At 70.4% G+C, this 17,059-nt stretch carries 17 protein-coding genes; 8 read left to right on the plus strand and 9 right to left on the minus strand.

Annotated features, from left to right (window positions below; all coding sequences use genetic code 11):
• From AX721_RS21150 to AX721_RS21175, 6 genes are all read left to right on the plus strand, one after another.
• Nucleotides 1-227 (plus strand): TolC family protein (locus tag AX721_RS21150; RefSeq protein ID WP_197422668.1); only part of this gene is annotated, 227 nt, incomplete at its 5' end.
• Entirely contained in the window at nt 224-1,693 is a 1,470-nt protein-coding gene (locus tag AX721_RS21155) for an efflux RND transporter periplasmic adaptor subunit (protein WP_068877954.1), read from the plus strand. The genes AX721_RS21150 and AX721_RS21155, both read left to right, overlap by 4 nt.
• Nucleotides 1,690-4,848: an efflux RND transporter permease subunit gene (locus AX721_RS21160; RefSeq protein ID WP_068877955.1), complete on the plus strand. Its 3,159-nt coding sequence runs from the start codon at nt 1,690-1,692 to the stop codon at nt 4,846-4,848. Before AX721_RS21155 ends, AX721_RS21160 begins: the two co-directional genes overlap by 4 nt.
• Entirely contained in the window at nt 4,845-5,255 is a 411-nt protein-coding gene (locus tag AX721_RS21165; protein ID WP_068877956.1) for a copper-binding protein, read from the plus strand. Before AX721_RS21160 ends, AX721_RS21165 begins: the two co-directional genes overlap by 4 nt.
• 203 nt (nt 5,256-5,458) lie before the next feature.
• Entirely contained in the window at nt 5,459-6,685 is a 1,227-nt protein-coding gene (locus tag AX721_RS21170) for an aspartyl protease family protein (RefSeq protein ID WP_082765680.1), read from the plus strand.
• A 391-nt stretch (nt 6,686-7,076) separates the two neighbouring features.
• On the plus strand, nt 7,077-7,364 hold the full coding sequence (locus tag AX721_RS21175; protein WP_068877958.1) for a hypothetical protein: 288 nt from the start codon (nt 7,077-7,079) through the stop codon (nt 7,362-7,364).
• A 262-nt stretch (nt 7,365-7,626) separates the two neighbouring features.
• Here the strand turns inward: AX721_RS21175 and AX721_RS21180 are convergent, their stop codons facing one another.
• Nucleotides 7,627-8,262 carry a cytochrome c gene (locus AX721_RS21180; protein WP_068877959.1) on the minus strand — a complete coding sequence of 212 codons (636 nt, stop codon included), beginning with the start codon at nt 8,260-8,262 and terminating at the stop codon, nt 7,627-7,629.
• Nucleotides 8,263-8,575: 313 nt separating this feature from the next.
• Here AX721_RS21180 and AX721_RS21185 point away from each other — a divergent pair, with 313 nt between their 5' ends.
• Nucleotides 8,576-9,082 carry a nuclear transport factor 2 family protein gene (locus AX721_RS21185; protein ID WP_068877960.1) on the plus strand — a complete coding sequence of 169 codons (507 nt, stop codon included), beginning with the start codon at nt 8,576-8,578 and terminating at the stop codon, nt 9,080-9,082.
• Between the two features lie 93 nt (nt 9,083-9,175).
• Here AX721_RS21185 and AX721_RS21190 read toward each other — a convergent pair whose 3' ends face one another.
• The gene (locus AX721_RS21190) at nt 9,176-11,323 is read right to left on the minus strand and encodes a TonB-dependent siderophore receptor (RefSeq protein ID WP_068877961.1); all 2,148 of its coding nucleotides are present in this window, start codon (nt 11,321-11,323) and stop codon (nt 9,176-9,178) included.
• Nucleotides 11,324-11,632: 309 nt separating this feature from the next.
• Between AX721_RS21190 and AX721_RS21195 the strand changes: the two genes are divergently transcribed.
• The gene (locus AX721_RS21195; RefSeq protein WP_068877962.1) at nt 11,633-11,833 is read left to right on the plus strand and encodes a heavy-metal-associated domain-containing protein; all 201 of its coding nucleotides are present in this window, start codon (nt 11,633-11,635) and stop codon (nt 11,831-11,833) included.
• A gap of 215 nt (nt 11,834-12,048) precedes the next feature.
• Here AX721_RS21195 and AX721_RS21200 read toward each other — a convergent pair whose 3' ends face one another.
• The 7 genes from AX721_RS21200 to AX721_RS21230 form a co-directional block, all read right to left on the minus strand.
• Nucleotides 12,049-12,276: a hypothetical protein gene (locus AX721_RS21200; protein ID WP_068879322.1), complete on the minus strand. Its 228-nt coding sequence runs from the start codon at nt 12,274-12,276 to the stop codon at nt 12,049-12,051.
• Entirely contained in the window at nt 12,273-12,464 is a 192-nt protein-coding gene (locus AX721_RS21205) for a hypothetical protein (RefSeq protein WP_068877964.1), read from the minus strand. The genes AX721_RS21200 and AX721_RS21205 overlap by 4 nt, the downstream gene beginning before the upstream one ends.
• Nucleotides 12,465-12,578: 114 nt before the next feature.
• On the minus strand, nt 12,579-13,598 hold the full coding sequence (locus AX721_RS21210; protein WP_068877965.1) for a copper resistance protein B: 1,020 nt from the start codon (nt 13,596-13,598) through the stop codon (nt 12,579-12,581).
• Entirely contained in the window at nt 13,595-15,463 is a 1,869-nt protein-coding gene (locus tag AX721_RS21215; protein WP_068877966.1) for a copper resistance system multicopper oxidase, read from the minus strand. The genes AX721_RS21210 and AX721_RS21215 overlap by 4 nt, the downstream gene beginning before the upstream one ends.
• Nucleotides 15,464-15,596: 133 nt before the next feature.
• Entirely contained in the window at nt 15,597-16,172 is a 576-nt protein-coding gene (locus AX721_RS21220) for an RNA polymerase sigma factor (protein WP_068877967.1), read from the minus strand.
• A complete protein-coding gene (locus tag AX721_RS21225; protein WP_068877968.1) occupies nt 16,169-16,609 on the minus strand; it encodes a periplasmic heavy metal sensor in 441 nt (146 codons plus the stop codon). Before AX721_RS21225 ends, AX721_RS21220 begins: the two co-directional genes overlap by 4 nt.
• Nucleotides 16,606-16,896: a hypothetical protein gene (locus AX721_RS21230; protein WP_068877969.1), complete on the minus strand. Its 291-nt coding sequence runs from the start codon at nt 16,894-16,896 to the stop codon at nt 16,606-16,608. Before AX721_RS21230 ends, AX721_RS21225 begins: the two co-directional genes overlap by 4 nt.
• Nucleotides 16,897-17,059: the final 163 nt, after the last annotated feature.

Raw genomic sequence — 17,059 nt, forward strand, 5'->3', positions numbered from 1 at the left:
CCCGCCGCGAGCGGCTCGCCCGCTCCCGCGACGCCCTGTTGCCGCTGGCGCGCAAGCGGGCCGACCTGGAGGTCGCCAGCTACGCCGCCGGCTCCACCGGGCTTGCCGAAGTGCTGATGGCCTTCGACAGCCTGGCGGACGCCAAGCTCGACGAAATCGCCCGAGAGGCGGAGCTGGCGCGCGCCGCCGCCCGCCTCGCCCTGACTTATGGAAGCCCCGCCCCATGACCCTTCCCCGCAACACGCGCCTCGGCCTGGCGGCCGGCGCAATCGCCCTCGCCGCCGGCGGCGCCGGCTTCGGCCTGGCGCGCCTGCAGGGGCCCTTCGCCCCGCCCGCCGCCCCGGCCCAAGAGAGCCGGCAGATCCTCTACTGGTATGACCCCATGCTGCCCGGGGAGCGCTATCCGGGTCCCGGCAAGTCCTCCATGGGCATGGAGTTGATCCCCAAGTATGCAGACGCGGCGGGTGGGCGAGACGGCGGCGTCCGGATCGATGCGGCCCGCACCCAGAACCTGGGCGTCCGGCTCGCCACGGTGGAGCGTGGTTCTCTGCCCGGCGGCCTTACCGCCACGGGCATGATCGGCTTCAGCGAGCGGGACGTGACTGTGGTCCAGGTCCGGGCCGCCGGCTTCGTGCAGCGGGTCTACGCCCGCGCCCCGGGCGACGTGGTGGGCGCAGGCGCCCCGCTCGCGGACCTGCTGGTCCCCGACTGGGCCGGCGCGCAGGGCGAGTTCCTGGCGGTGCGCCGTACGGGCGACCCGGCCTTGATCGGCGCGGCGCGCCAGCGGCTGCAGCTGCTGGGCATGCCCCCGGCGCTCATCGCCGCCGTCGAGCGCAGCGGGCGCACGCGCAATGTCGTCACCATCACCACGCCGGCCGGCGGGGCCATCAAGACCCTGGGCGTCCGCCAGGGGATGAGCGTCGCGGCCGGCCAGACTCTGGCGGAGCTGAACGGCCTCACCCGCGTCTGGCTCGACGCGGCCGTTCCCGAGGCCCAGGCTGGCCAGCTACGACCCGGACAGCGCGTCTCCGCCACGCTGGCCGCCTATCCGGGCGAGACCTTCCAGGGCCGCGTCGCCGCGATCCTGCCGCAGGCGCAGAGCGAGACCCGCACCCTCACCGCGCGCATCGAGCTGCCGAACCCTGGCGGCCGGCTCCGACCAGGGATGTTCGCAGCCGTGCAGTTCGGCGACTCCGACGCGCCGGCTTTGCTCGTGCCCACCGAGGCCGTGATCCGCACCGGACGACGGGCGATCGTCATGGTCGCCGGCGACGGCGGCCGCTATGCACCGGCTGAAGTGCGGACGGGCCGCGAAGCGGCCGGCAAGACCGAGGTCCTGGCCGGCCTGTCGCAAGGCGAGAGGGTCGTGGCTTCGGGCCAGTTCCTGATCGATTCGGAGGCGAGCCTGGCGGGCGTGAAGCCGCGACCCGTCGCGCCGGTACAGCCAAGCGCCCAGGCCGCGCCGACGCTGCACCGTTCGACAGGGCGCGTCGAACAGGTCTCGCCCAAGGCCGTGACCCTGTCGCACGAGGCCATTCCCAGCGCTGGCTGGCCCGCCATGACCATGCAGTTCCCGCTTGCGAGCCCTGACCTGGCGGCCGGCGTGCGGGTCGGCGACCGGGTGGGGTTCGCCTTCGAACAGACGCCCAAGGGTCCGGTCGTGCGCGAACTTCAGACGACGGCCGCCCGATGATCGCCGCCCTCATCCGCGCCTCGGTGCGCGCCCGCTTTTTCGTCATCCTCGCGGCCCTGGCCCTGCTGTTTGCCGGCGTCTGGGCGGTGCGCTCCACCCCGGTCGACGCCCTACCTGACTTGTCGGACGTGCAGGTGGTGATCCGCACGACCTATCCCGGCCAGGCGCCGCAGATCGTGGAGAACCAGGTCACCTATCCGCTGACCACCACCATGCTCTCGGTGCCGGGGGCGAAGACCGTGCGCGGCTACTCCTTCTTCGGCGACAGCTTCGTCTATGTCCTGTTCGAGGACGGGACCGACCTCTACTGGGCCCGCTCGCGAGTACTGGAATACCTGAACCAGGTGCAGTCGCGGCTGCCGGCCCAGGCCCGCGCGGCCCTGGGGCCTGACGCCACCGGCGTGGGCTGGGTCTTCGAATATGCACTCGTCGATCCCACCGGCCGCCACGACCTCGCCCAGCTCCGCGGCCTGCAGGACTGGTTCCTGCGCTACGAGCTGAAGACCCTGCCCGGGGTGGCGGAGGTGGCCAGCATCGGCGGCATGGTCAAGCAGTACCAGGTGGTGCTGGATCCGGTGAAGCTCGCCGCCTACGGCGTCACCCACCAGGCCGCGACCGAGGCCATCCGTCGGGCCAACCAGGAGGCCGGCGGCTCGGTGCTGGAGCTCGGCGAGGCCGAGTACATGGTCCGCGCCTCCGGCTACCTGAAGACCCTGCAGGACTTCGAAGGGATTCCGCTGCGCACGGGCGAAGGCGGCGTTCCGGTGCGGCTGGGCGACGTCGCCTTCGTCCAGCTCGGACCGGAGATGCGGCGAGGGGTGGCCGAGCTGAACGGCCAGGGCGAGGTGGCCGGCGGGGTGGTGATCCTGCGCTCCGGCAAGAACGCCCGCGAGACGATCCGCGCGGTCAAGGCCAAGCTGCAGGAGCTGAAGCGCAGCCTGCCGCCCGGCGTGGAAGTGGTAACCACCTACGACCGATCCCAGCTCATCGACCGGGCGATCTCCAACCTCACCCAGAAGCTGGCCGAGGAGTTCGTGGTCGTGGCGATCGTCTGCGGCCTCTTCCTCTGGCACGCCCGTTCCGCGCTTGTGGCGATCCTCACCCTGCCGCTCGGCGTGCTCTTCGCCCTGCTGGTCATGCGCCTCCAGGGCGTGAACGCCAACATCATGTCGCTGGGCGGCATCGCCATCGCCATCGGCGCCATGGTCGACGCGGCCGTGGTGATGATCGAGAACGCCCACAAGCGGCTCGAGCGCTGGGCGCACGACAACCCCGGCGCAACGATGAGCAACGATACGCGCTGGCGCGTGGTCACCGAGGCCGCGGCCGAGGTCGGCCCGGCCCTGTTCCTCAGCCTGGTCATCATCACCCTGTCGTTCGTGCCCGTGTTCGCCCTGCAGGCGCAGGAAGGCCGGCTCTTCTCCCCGCTCGCCTTCACCAAGAGCTACGCCATGGCGGGCGCGGCGATCCTGTCGGTGACGCTCGTCCCGGTGCTGATGGGCTACCTGATCCGCGGCCGCATCCCGGCCGAGGACGCCAACCCGGTGAACCGCTGGCTCACCGCCGCCTACCGGCCGGCCATCGACTGGGTGCTCAGAAAGCCGCGCACAGTGCTGCTGATCGCGCTGGCGGTCTTCGCCACCACCGCCTGGCCGCTGAGCCGCCTGGGGGGCGAGTTCATTCCCCCGATGGACGAGGGCGACCTGCTCTACATGCCCTCCGCCCTGCCCGGCCTCTCGGCCGCCAAGGCGTCCGAGCTGCTGCAGCAGACCGACCGGATGATCAAGACGGTGCCTGAGGTGAAGACCGTGTTCGGCAAGGCCGGCCGGGCGGAGAGCGCCACGGACCCCGCGCCGCTGGAGATGTTCGAGACCACCATCCAGTTCAAGCCGCGCGACCAGTGGCGCCCGGGCATGACGCCCGAGAAGCTCGTCGAAGACCTGGACCGGGTGGTGAAGGTCCCCGGCCTCGCCAATGTCTGGGTCCCGCCGATCCGCAACCGCATCGACATGCTGGCGACGGGCATCAAGAGCCCCATCGGGGTCAAGGTGTCCGGAACCGATCTGGCCCAGCTCGACCGGGTGGCCGGTCAGGTCGAGGCCGTCGCCAAGAAGACCCCAGGGGTCAGCTCTGCGCTGGCCGAGCGCCTGACCGGCGGTCGCTACGTGGACGTGGAGATCGACCGCCCTTCGGCGGCCCGCTACGGCCTCAACATCGCCGACGTCCAGGAGATCGTCGCCGGCGCCGTCGGCGGCGAGACGATCGGCGAGACGGTGGAAGGCGTCGCGCGCTACCCGATCAGCGTGCGCTATCCGCGCGAGCTGCGCGACAGCCTGGAGCGCCTGCGCGCCCTGCCGATCCTCACGCCGGCGGGCCAGCAGATCACCCTGGGCACAGTGGCCACTATCGGCATCGCCGACGGTCCCCCCATGCTGAAGACCGAGAACGCCCGCCCCTCGACCTGGGTCTATGTGGACGTGCGCGGCCGCGACCTGAACTCCGTAGTGAACGACCTGCGCCAGGCCGTCGCCAAGGAAGTCAAGGCGCCGCCGGGCGTCTCCATCGCCTACTCCGGCCAGTTCGAATACCTGGAGCGGGCGGCCCAGCGGCTGAAGCTGGTGGTCCCGGCCACGCTCGCCATCATCTTCATCCTGCTCTACGTCACCTTCGGGCGCTTCGACGAAGCGGCGCTGATCATGCTTACCCTGCCCTTCGCCCTCACCGGCGGGGTCTGGATCCTCTATCTCCTCGGCTATGAGCAGTCGGTCGCGACCGGCGTCGGCTTCATCGCGCTCGCCGGCGTCGCCGCAGAGTTCGGGGTGGTGATGCTGATCTACCTGAAGCACGCTCTGGCCGAGCGCGGGCCCAGCCCCGACGCGGCGCAGGTGACGGCGGCGATCCGCGAGGGCGCCCTGCTGCGGGTGCGGCCCAAGGCCATGACCGTGGCCGTGATCCTGGCCGGCCTTGCGCCGGTGCTGATCGGCCATGGGGCGGGCTCCGAGGTCATGAGCCGCATCGCGGCGCCGATGATCGGCGGCATGCTCACCGCGCCCCTGCTCTCCATGCTGGTCATCCCGGCGGGCTATCTGCTGCTGCGCCGTCGCTGGCCCGCTTCCCAACCCCCCGCCGCTTCAGCCGAAGGAGAAGGACCATGAAGCGCCTCGTCCTGACCACCGCCGCCCTCCTGCTCGCCGCCGGTCTTACCGGTTGCGGCCGCGGGGAGTCGGCGAAGACCGTCGCCGCCTCCCCGGCGCCGGACGCGGGCCCCGCGCCCGCTGACGGCGGCCCGCCGGCAGGCCCGAGCTCGGCGATGGCCGGCATGGACATGGCGGCCGGGGCGATGATGGCGAAGGGGTCGGGTACGATCACCGCCGTCGACGCGGCCCAGGGCACGGTTACGATCGACCATGGTCCCATTGCGGAAGCCGGCTGGCCCGCCATGACCATGGCCTTCAAGGCCCCACCCGAGGTGGTCGGGCAGGTCAAGCCCGGCGATCGGATCGATTTCGACCTGAAACTGCAGGGCGCCGTCGGCGAGGTCACGGCAGTGCGCAAGCGCTAGCGGAACCGCGGACGGCTCGCGCCTGCGGCCTGGGCGGGTCCCGCGGGGGCGGGCGGCGTCGCCCCCGGCGGCCCGTCGTGGCCATCCGAGCGCCCCCGCCGCCCGAAGGATTCGAGGGCCGCCGGGCGAGCTCGACAGGGCGGCTGAGGCCGCCATCCATAGGGGCCCGCGAGGGCCCGCCTGCGCCGGCGCGTATACTCAGCATGAGAGCCAGCGGTCTGTCCCGGCGGCGCGTGGCGGGTTGCCTGTGTTTGGCCGTCGCCACGCTGATCGCGACCCGGGGCCGGACCCGGCCTATCGCGTCAAGCTGCTCACACTGGCCCGTCGGTGTGCGGTTCGAGGCTGGAAGGCCCTCGTCCGGGTGGCTGCGCCTCGGGTCGCCATCGGACGAGCACGTCCGCGTCACAGCTTTCGTGCGAGGAGCGGCCCTGCCCGCGATCTTCGATTCCGGGGCCACAGTCACAGTGATCGACCGCGCCTGGGCGCGATCCCTGGGCCTCTCTCTAAGAGACGGCTTCCACGCCCGAGGCCTGACGGGGCCGATGAGCGGACACTTCGCCGATGGCGTTTCGGTGCGCCTCGCCGCCGCGACGTTTGAACCGGTTACGGTCGGCGTCCTGGACCTCGACGCGCTCAAACTCTCAGCGCGACGGGACATTGCCCTGATCCTGGGTCAGGATCTTCTGGCCTCGGTGGTGGTCGAGATCGACGCCGCCAGCGGACGCGCAAACCTGCATGCCGCGCGCGCCAAGGACGCGCGCTGGCCTGGCAGGCTCGTGACCCTGCGTCGAGCCGAGTGCAGGCGTCACGTCTTGCCGCTCTCGATCGAGGGCCGGGATCCGATCGACGCGGTGCTGGATCTCGGCAGCTCCGTGCCCCTGTACCTGGCCCCGGAATACGCAAGAGCCCACCGCCTGCTGGCCGACCGGAAGACCTCCACGGCCTTGACCGCGGGCGGCGAAGGCCTCGAAGGGGGCGCCATCGCCACGCTGTCAGCCCTGCAGGTCGGCGGTGTGACGATACCGCAGGTGCCGGTCGTTGTGCCGGAGGCTTGGAACGAGCCCAGCCCTGCCCTGGTGGGTTGGCCCGTGCTCGGAAAGTTCCGGCTGTTCCTGGACCTCGCGCAGGATCGCCTCTGGCTGCAGCCTGAGCCCGGCGCGTTGCGAGTCCCGCTTCCCAAGGACCGATCGGGCCTCGGCATGGCGTGGATGGACGGTCGCCTCGTCATCGTCCATGTGGCGCGTGGCAGCCCGGCCGAGGCGATCGGACTGCGCGTCGGTGAGATCATCGCCGGCATCGACGGAACGCCCGTGGCGTTCGAGGATCCCCGGTTACGATCCCGCCTGGGCGCGCGAACCGCCGGCACGGCCTATCGGCTCGCAATGGCCGACGGCGGCGAGCGGCGGCTGGTTCTGGAGGACTACTATTGAGCCAGGGGGTCGGGTTTTGAAGATTCCGTAGAAGAGCCTCCGCCACGACCTCGGCGATCCGGTTCAGGCGGCGGCTGCCGCGTGGTGGCGACAGAGATGGGTCGTCGCCTCGACGACAAGGCCTAAGATGCGCCCGCGTGAAGAAACTGGGCGCTTTGAGCTACGGCGCGCGAAACCTAGGTCATCGCGCCGCGCGATCCACCGAACGGATCAGGCCCACCCGCTCGTGGTGGCGGGTCATCCTGGCGGTCATGCCGCAGGCGCGTTCCGCCGAACCGGCGCTCGTGCCGGGCCCGCCTCGAACGGCCAAGTCACGGCCGCACGCGCGACGCCCTCATGAGGGATGGGGTGGGAATCTCCCGTATAGAGAAGGGGCGAAGGACAGATCCCAATGCGAATCGACCTGGACGACCTGATGGCGCGCCTGCCGGTGGAGGCGCACGCCCTGGACGGGCTGGAGAATGCGGTGCTGCAGGGCATCGCCCGACGGCGGGAGGAGCTGCGGTGCGCCAAGGCGCTGGCGCCGGTTCGCGCCACCTCCGTCGGGCTGGCGCTCGCCATCGGCGTAGGCGCCGGCGGGCTGACCGCGGCCGCCGCGCTTGCCGAGCCGCAGCCGCTCAACTGCTTCTCCGCGGCGGCCCAGCTCGCCCCCTCCACCCTGTTGGCAGGGGCCGGGTAGTCTGGGGCGAGTGCAGCAGGCCACGCTGCGTCAGCGCGTGCTTTGCGCGCCACCGCGCAGGGGCAGCATCCCTGCGCGCCTCCGACGCCTCGCGCCGTAACAGCCATACGGTCATTGTCGAGCGCGTGGCCGTGACGCTTGCGGTGGTGGTCACCAGCCTCATGCCACTTCGGATCGGCCTCTCCCGGGACCGGCAGGGACTTCTGGCGAAGCAGCTGAGGACGCGCTCGACCTTGGTCGACGGCGCGTCAGCGAGGCCGCGTCAATGGGCGTGTCTCTCGTCGTGCCCGGCCTCGGCGGGCGGTGCTTCGTGGTGGGACATTCCGGGCATGCTCTGCATCATCTCATCGTGGCCGGCGGGCGCGCTCTGCACCATCGCCTGATACTGCGCCGGGGACAGGGAGGGGAGTTTGCGGACGAAGGCCACCATGTCCCAGATCAAGGCGTCGCCATGGGTGCGCCCCCACGCTGGCATGGCGGTCATTTTGACGCCGTGCTTGATCGTCCAGAACTGCGCACGGGGATCGCGTAGGTGAACCCGGCTCAGCTGCGGCGCAGGCGGGTAGAGGCCCTGGCTGATCTCCGTCGGCGCCATCCCCGGCGCCAGATGGCAGCCGGCGCACATCTCGGCGTACAGCCCGGCCCCCCTGGCCAGCCGGGTGGGACTGCCAATGTCGGCCGGAAGCTGGACGCCCCTCGCCCGAACCTCGACGGATCGCTCGCGTAGGTTCTCGATCGCCCAGTAGACTGGCCGTGTGTGCGGGGCGTCGGCTGCGATGTTGTAGACGCCGAGGTAGATGAAGGCCGCCGCCCCGACGGCGAGGACCGCCGCGGCGATCCCCACGAACGCCAGGCTGGGCAGGTGGCGCCGAAGGAGAGAGGTTCCAGATTCCGCCATCGCTCCGCTCCTGTCTTGCGGGCGAAACGGTGGGTCCCGCCGGTCGATATCAGAGTTCCTCAAGGGAATACGCGCGGCGAGCCCGCCTACCCTCACCGCGTCGCTGCGGACGAAGCGGCCGGGTTTCCACGATGCGCGCTCCAGCGTCTCCGCGAGGGTCCCCGCCAACGATGCATCGGCGCTTGCATGAACGACAGGAGACCGCCGAAAGTCCTCCCGTCCGCCGAGATCATCGGATACCCGCCGGCCTGCAGGGGACGCCGGCCAGTCCTGGAATCTCGCCCTGCCGCCGTCGAACCCTCCACGAGACGCCATGAAGCCTGAGCTCGCCCGCCGCCGCCTGATCCTCGCCGCTGTGCTCCTGCTGGCGGCCGGCGCCGCGGCGGCCCATCCGCAGTCCCATGCATCGTCGCCGGCTGCCGGCGCGGCCCCGGCTCCGGCCGAAGCCGCCAAGGTCGTGGACGCGTTCCACGCCGCGCTCGCGCGCGGCGACACCGCGGCCGCCTCCCGCGAGTTGGCCGAGGCGGTGATCATCTACGAGGCGGGCGGTGTGGAGCGGTCCCGGGCCGAGTACGCAGGTTCGCATCTGCCGGGCGATGCCGAGTTCGCCAAGGAGGTGGGGCGGGAACTCGTCCGCCGGACCGGTGGGGCCTCTGGCGATCTGGCGTGGGTGGCTAGTGAAGGCCGCACCCGGGGGCGATTCAAGGGGCGGGACATCGACCGGATCACCACCGAGACCATGATCCTGCGCCGCACCGGGGGCGCCTGGCGGATCGTGCACGTCCACTGGTCATCCCGCGGCGCGACGGCAGCGCACTGAGGAGACCTCTACTCCTGGGCCTGTCCTTCGCCTGGAAGGTCTCGGGCCGCTCGTCCGGGCCCAGGTAGGATGGGCTCGACGAAACGCTGCGCCTCAGAAGCTTGCGTTCAGCGAGACCCGCACCGCGCGCGGCGCGCCCGGCAGGATGTTGTTGTCGCCATGGCTGGTGGGGAAGTAGCGCTTGTCGAACAGGTTCTCGACATTGACCTGGGCCCGCACCGCGTCGGTGACCTGCACGAACACGGCCGCGTCGACCCGGGTGAATCCGGGCAGCGTCACGGTGTTGGAAATGGACGCGAACATCTTCGTCTGGTGGACGATGCCCAGGCCCGCGCCGAACCGCTCCGTGATTTCGTACTTGTTCCAGAGCGAGAAGGTGTGCTCGGGCACGAGCGGGACCTGCCGCCCAGCCGGAGCGGCCGAGGTGGTGCTGGTGATCTCGGCGTCCTGCCAGGCGTAGCCCCCTACCACTTCCCAGCGCTCGGTGATGCGGCCGGCCAGCGCCGCTTCGAAGCCTTCCGTGCGCTGGGAGCCGGTCAACACGATCTGGCCCGGGCGTGCCGGGTCGGGCGCGGTCGTGTTGTCCCGGTCGAGCCGGTAGAGGGCCGCCGTGAACAGGAGCTCGGGCGTCACCTCCCATTTCAGGCCCACCTCGAGGTTGTCGAACTCCTCGGGCTCGAGGGTCTCGCTGGTGGCGTTCAGCGATGAGAACTGGTCGCCGGAGCTCGGCAGGTAGGACACGCTGTAGCTGGCGTAGAGGGAGACCGCCTCGATAGGCTTGAACACCAGGCCCAGGCGCGGCGACCAGAGGTCGTCCTGCCGCGAGAAGTCGCGGCGCCCGGTCACCGAGGCGCGGCGGTCGAAGACGTCGACGTCGAAGCTGTCGAAGCGCAGCCCGGCGATCAGTTGCAGCTGCGGCGTCAGGTCGATCTGGTCCTGGACATAGGCCGCTGCCACGGTCGCCTTCACCCGGTTGTTGGCGTCGCCGCCGGTGTTGGTGAAGAAGATCGGCAGCCCGCGCCGGGTCGGGTCGGCGAACGGATTGCCGGCCAGCGTCGTCGGGCCGGTCACGGTGTTGAAGTGGCCGGTGAGGCGCAGGTTCGAGGTCTTCTGCCGGCCGAACTCGACACCGGCGAGGAGCGTGTGCTGCATGCCGCCGACCGCGGTCTTCCACACCACGTCGGTCTGGTTGAACAGGTTCTCCCGCGGGCTGTCGTTCTGGTAGGCCTGCAATGGATAGGTCGCAGGCGCGCCCGTGGGCCCGGCCATCGCCACGCCACCAGGAAAGATGTTGGCGTAGAACTTGTCGTAGTCGCCGTAGACGGTGCGGTTACGCACCACCAGGCTATCCGAGACCTGGTACTCGACACCCATGTTCACGAGGTCGACGTTGGTGGTGGCGTAGCTACGCTCCGGGTCACCGAAGAAAGCGCCGCGGGACGCCGGGGACGGCCGGCCGGCGAAAGAAGGCGCGCCGCGGTCCGTCGTGCGGTCGTCCTCGAAGTGCTCGTAGGACAACGAGACGGTCAGGCCCGCGCCGTTGCGCCACCCGACGGACGGGTTGAGCCCCCAGCGCTCGATGTTGGTGAAGTCGCGGAAGCTCTCCGAGCGCTCGTAGAGGCCGACGAGGCGGCCGGCGAAGGCGTCGTCGATGGGATGGGCGACATCAGCGGTTAGACGGCGATGATCCCAGGACCCGAGCTCGACGGTCAGCGAGCGCTCGTCCGACCAGTCCGCCTTCTTGGTGACGCGGTTGATCACGCCGCCGCCGCCGCCGCGGCCGAAGATCATGGCGTTGGGCCCCTTCAACACCTCCACCCGCTCGATGTTGTAGAGGTCGCGGAAATATTGGACGTCGTCGCGGACGCCATCGACGAAGAAGTCGGCGGTCGTGGCGTTTCCGCGGATCGTCGGCGCGTCGCGGTGGCCTTCGCCCAGGCCCATGGTGACGCCGGGCACATAGCGGACGACATCCGCCATGGTCTGCATCGCCTGGTCACGGATCAACTCGTCGGTGATGACGGTGACCGCCTGCGGGACGTCGCGCAGCGGCGTGTCGGTTTTGGTGGCCGTGGTCGTGCTCTGGGCCCGATAGGCGTCGTCGCGGGGCGCGATCACCGTCACGCCGCTGACCTCGGCCGCGTCCGCGTCCGCAGCGTCTGCCGCCCGCGCCTCCTGGCACGCCAGCGCGAGCATCAGCGGCGCAAGGGCGACGAGGGTGGCGTTCCGGCGAGCGTTCACGAATGGACCTCATTGAAGATGCGACTGCAAGTGAGACGCGTTCTTAGAATTACGTCTTGGTCTTGGCAATGCGACTCGTCCGCAACTCATCGACGATATGGAGCCCCGCGGCCGTCGCCTCCGCTCAGGGGGCAGGCGGTGGAATCGGCGCGTGCCCCCCTTCCCTCTGCCCCGCCCGCCCGGAGGCGATTGAAGCCGGCCGCAAGCGTTTCGCTCGAACCGCCTTGAGTCTCGCAAGTCGCCCCTTGACCTTCCCATCGTGGGAATCATCATCTGCTCCGGCGAGGCGCCGAAAGAAGGAGACCCAGGATGCTTCGCTACCATGTGGACGGGATGTCCTGCGCGCACTGCACGCAGGCGATCACCGAGGCCGTCAAGGCCACGCTCCCGACGGCCGAGGTCCGGGTGGACCTCTCGACGAAGATGGTGACGGTGGAGCACATCACCGATGCGCGCGCCGTGGCGGCCGCCATCCGTGCGGCGGGATACAGCCCGGTTGCGGCGAGCTGAGGCCCTTCATCGCACGCCAGCCGAGGACGTCGGAGACCGACGACCGGGAGCGCCAGCACCGAGGCCAACCCCTGACGCCAAATAAGGCTGCCCGCCCACCCGCGCGGGGGCCAAAGGACGAACCGGCCACCTAAGATCGCGGCGACAGGCTGTTCCGCGCCGAGGTCTCGCTGGGAAGCGGATCGTCACGGACCGGCCGACCGCCCAAACGGGGGTCACGCAGCCGCATCGCCTTGGCTGGCCAGGATGATGGCGACACCGGCTTCCGTAGGTTCCGCCTCCAATTGCCGGCCCAAGTCGATCAGCACGGCCTCACCCTGCGCGAGCGTGGGGGCCGCCCGCGCCAGCAGGACCCGGCCTGTCTCCAGGTCGAGCACGACAGCGAGGAAGGGAAGGTCTGGCAGCGGCGGATCGTAGACCATCATCTTGATGCCCATGATCACGGCCCCTCGTCATTCGGCGCGGGCGGGCCGTAGTCGAGGCTCAGAGAATGGCCGCAGCCGGCCGGCAGCCCCGCCAATCGACGGCGCACCTCGGCAAGCGCCTCTGGCTCGGCCTCGAAACGCCCGACCGGGCGGCCGTCCTCCAACACCAGCCAGGCGCCCTCCCGGTGTCGCACTTCAAACCGCACGGCTAATCCTCCGAGACCGCCGGACCCACCGCCCAGCGGCGCCTAGTGTGACAACGGACGCCGCAGGCCCTGGCGCATTACCGCGCGCGCCGGCGGCGAGGGCGGCCCCCAGGGTCAGAACCAGGCCCGAAGACCGACCACGAAGCTCGTACTCCCTACATCCTCGCCCGCCGCGCGAGCGAAGTCGGCCGTCCGGCCGAGGCTCCGCTCGTAGGCGACGCCCACATAGGGCGCGAACTCGCGGCGGATCTCGTAGCGCAGCCGGAGCCCCAGTTCCGCATGGGTGAATCCGGACCCCGTGCCGGTCCGGCGGATATCCTGGGCGGAGACCCCGAGCTCCGCCTGTGGCTGCAGGACCAGGCGCTGGGCCAGGCGCAGGTCATAGGTCCCCTCCAGCCGCCCCAGGAGATCCCCCTTGTCGGACAGGAACAGGGCCGCCTCCGCCTCGAACCAGTAGGGGAACAGGGTCTCCACCCCCACCGTAGCGTAGGTGCGCCGGCTCGGCTCGAAGTCTTGCCGAACGCCGAACTGCACGTCGGTGTAGCGGGCGACCGCGCGAGAATAGAGCGCCTGCACCTCGGCCGCTTCGACGCCGTCCGGCCGGCCGCCGTCCCCTTCGGTCTTGAGGACGAAGCGGTTGATGTCGCCGCCGTACCAGGCCTCGACATCCCAGCGGTAGCCGCCCTCGGGCTCGGACTTGTACTCGAGGAAGTTGCCCATGACCTTGGAGACGCGCGTCGCGCCATGCTCCGCCAGGATCACGCCGCGCGCCCGGTTCATGGCTCCGAGGTCGAACACCCGGTCGGCCGCATTGTCCGGCGGCGCAGGCGGGGGCGCCGCTGAGCCGACCGGCTGGTCGGCGCCGGTCATCCCGCCCGCAGCCATTCCGGGCATGACGTGGCCGGCGTGCGGGTCGGTCGCCGCCGCCGACGGCGGCGCAGCACCGTGCGCCGCGTGAGGGTCCGGGGGGCTCGGCACCGGCGGCGAGGCGGGCATGGCGTGCCCGGCGTGCGGATCGGCCGCGGGCTGGGCGGGCGCAGCCGCCCGATGGCCCGCGTGAGGATTCGGCGCCTGGGCCAGGACCGGCGTGGCGAGGGCGGCGGGCAGCAGGGTGATCAGGACGAGGCGCCTCACGCCGCTTCTCCTTCCAACGGTCGCACCTTGAACACTTGGAACATGCCGCCATGCATGTGGTAGAGCATGTGGCAGTGGAACGCCCAGTCGCCGCTCTCGGCGGTGATGTCGAAGGACACCTTCCCGCCGGGTAGGACGTTCACGGTGTGCTTGCGCGGCAGATACCCTACCGGAGCGTGGACGAGTTCGAAGAAGTGCCCGTGCAGGTGGATCGGATGCGTCATCATGGTGTCGTTCACCAGGGTGACGCGCACCCGCTCGCCTTTGCGGAATGAATAGGGCGGCGGTTTCTCGCTGAACTTGCGGCCGTCGAACCCCCACATGAAGCGCTCCATGTTCCCCGTCAGGCGGATCTCGAGGGCGCGCTCGGGCGCCCGCGCGTCGGGGTTCGGCTCCAGCGCCACCAGGTCCTTATAGACGAGGACCCGGTGGCCGACGCTCTCGAGGCCCTGCCCCGGATCGCCCGTCCGATCCATCGGCATGGGCGAAATCATCTGCACGCCCGGGCCCATCTTCACCTGCGGCGCGTTCTGTGGGTCGCGCATGTCCATGTCCATGCCGCCCATGTCCCCCATGACGTCCGATCCGCGTAGTCGCGGCGGCGCCGTGCCGGGGGGCGGGGCGCCTGCCGTCGCCGCCGCACCGGCCATGGCGCCATGGTCCATCCCGGGCATCTTGCTGTGGTCCATCGGCGTAGCCTTGCCGGCCGCGGCGCCGTTGCCGGCGTGGGCCGACATGTCCATGCCCATGTCCTTCATCGTCGCGAGCGGTCGTTCGCGCAGCGGCGGCAGGGCCGCCGTCATGCCCGGACGCGGCGCCAGCGTGGCGCGCCCCATGCCGGACCGGTCCACAGCCTCGGAGACGATGGAGAAGGCGCGGTCCTCCAGCGGCTGGACGATGACGTCATAGGTCTCGGCATTGCCGATCTGGAACTCGTCCACCTCCACCGGGCGGACGTTCTGGCCGTCTGCCGCCACCACGGTCATGCGCAGACCGGGGATCCGCACGTTGAAGATCATCTGCGCAGCGGCGTTGATGAACCGCAGCCGCACTCGCTCCCCGGGCTTGAAGAGCCCGGTCCAGTTCTCGTTAGGGCCATGGCCGTTGATGAGGAACTTCAGGACCGAGCCGGTGACGTCCGAGATGTCGGTGGGGTCCATCAGCATCTTGGCCCATTCGATGCGCTCAGCCAGCGTCTGGTCCTTGCCCGCGAGCAGGCCGGCGATGGTCTGTTTCTGGTAGTTGAACACCCCGCCCTGCTGCTTGAGCTTCTGGAAGATGCGGTGCGGATGCAGGAAGCTGAAGTCGGCCAGCACCAGCACGTGCTCGCGGTCGTACTGGACCGGGTCGGGCGCGGCCGGATCGATTATGATCGGGCCGTAGTGGCCCTGCGCTTCCTGCAGGCCCGAATGGCTGTGGTACCAGTAGGTCCCGGACTGGATCAGGGGAAATTCGTAGACGAAGGTCTCGCCCGGCGGGATGCCGGGGAAGCTCACGCCCGGGACGCCGTCCATCTCGAACGGCACGAGCAGCCCGTGCCAGTGGATGGAGGTGTCCTCATCCTTCAGCGCGTTGGTGACCGACAACCGGGCCTTCTGCCCCTCCTTCAAACGCAGGAGAGGTCCCGGCACCGTGCCGTTGATCGTGACGGCGTGCCCACGGCGCCCGTCCACCGTGAGCGAGCTGTGGCCGATGCTGAGCTTGATGTCGTCCCCGGAAAGGGTCGCCAGGGTAGGCGCGATCCCGGGACTGGCGCTGGCGGCCCAGCCGGGCAGCAGGGCGCTGAGGGCGGCCCCGCCGCCGAGCGCGGCGGCGCCATGCAGGAGCTGGCGGCGGTCAAGGTCGGGGACGGCGCGTCGACGCATTAGAATATGTCCTGTCCTCATCGGGGCGATGGGGGATGGCGGTTCCCGCGGCGGCACGTCAAGGGGATGACGGCAGACCGCAGCGGCTGAAGGGAATACGCGCCCGCGCCTCGTTTCCCTCGTCACGCTTGCGCTATTCGGGTTCCAGTCTGAGCAGTTCCGCCAGGCGATGGCGCGCGCGGTAAAGCCGGGTCTCCACCGCCTTGACGCTGATCCCCAGGAGCTCCGCCGCCTGCTGCTGGGAGAGTTCGCCGAAATAGGTGAGCAGGACCGGTTCCTTCAGCTTCGGCGGCAGCTTCGCGATCGACCGCTCGAGGGCCGCCAGCCGCTGGCCCTGCAACATGGACGACTCGGCGTCCGGCGACGGGTCCGGTTGGTGGCGGGCTTCCGGCGAGTCGGCGTCGCGGTCCGCGAACACCAGGCGGCGTACGGCGGCGCGCCGAGCGCGGTCGCGGCACTTGTTGAGCGCGATGGCCCGGATCCACACCCCGAAAGGGCGCGAAGGATCGTAGCGGCGTAGGGCGCGCCAGGCGGCGACGAACGTCTCCTGGATCACTTCCACGGCCGGATCGCCGTCGCCCACGTAGCGCCGCACGAAGCCGTAGAGGCCGTTCTTGTGCCGGCGCACCAGCAGGCTGAAGGCCTGATCGTCGCCATCGACCGCCCGCGCCGCCAGCGCTGCGTCGCTGTCCCCGCTCGCCGGTCTCACGGGGCCTGGTCGGTGAGCGCCTCGCTGATGCGGCGGTCGAACTTGGCCGCCTGGCTGGGCGTCAGGATCGTCCGCATCGCCAGGACATGAAGGATGGTTTCCTTCTGTAGTTCCCCCATGGCCACGTGGAAACGCTCGATGGCGGCCTGCACCTCCGGTGAGTATTCGTGGCGCGCCTGTATGGCGGCCGCGAGTTGGGCGTTGGCGGCGCGCAGCTCGGCCTCGCGAACGCGGCGGCGCACGGCAAAGTCCTGCTCAATCGCCTGCAGCCGCGCCTCCTGCGCCTCGGAGAGGCTCAGCTCCCTATGCACGAACTCATGCAGCGAGGGCTGGCGGCGCTGTTCAAGAATGTAGCGGGCGCCGAGCCAGGTGCCGCCGGCGGCGGCGATCGCGGCCAGGACGAGCGTCAGGAGCAAGCCCCGGGTGAGGAGGCTCATCCGGGGCCGTCGAGCAGCGTGGACGGGGCGAGGTGGGCATGGACGGAGAAGGCTGAGATTTCCGCCTCGCCGGCCGTGGCTGTGGCGGCGAAGCCCCCGCCCGCGAGCCCCAGGCCCAGGGCCACCATCACGGCGGCCGCGCGGACGGGCACGAACACGCTGGCGGCGGCCCGCGCTTCCCGCACGGCGGCGACGCCTCTGAGGACATCGGCCTCGAGCCCGTCGAGGTTCGTCTCCGGCGGCGCGGCTCTCAGTTGATTCAGGTAGTCGTCTAGCTTCGGGCTCATGGCCTCACCTTAAGGGAGTTCTCGTCAGCCTATACGTATTAGAGGCGCCCTGCCCCTCAAAAGAGGGGTCGGCTCCGGCGGCGCGTACTTCCTTCACAGGGGTGTGGGTCGTACCTCCTTCACAGGCGCGTGGGTTCTGCCACGCGCCTGACGCGCATCAATG

The sequence above is a fragment of the Phenylobacterium sp. CCH9-H3 genome (genome assembly GCF_001557235.1).
In the GTDB taxonomy this organism is placed as follows: Bacteria; Pseudomonadota; Alphaproteobacteria; order Caulobacterales; family Caulobacteraceae; genus Phenylobacterium.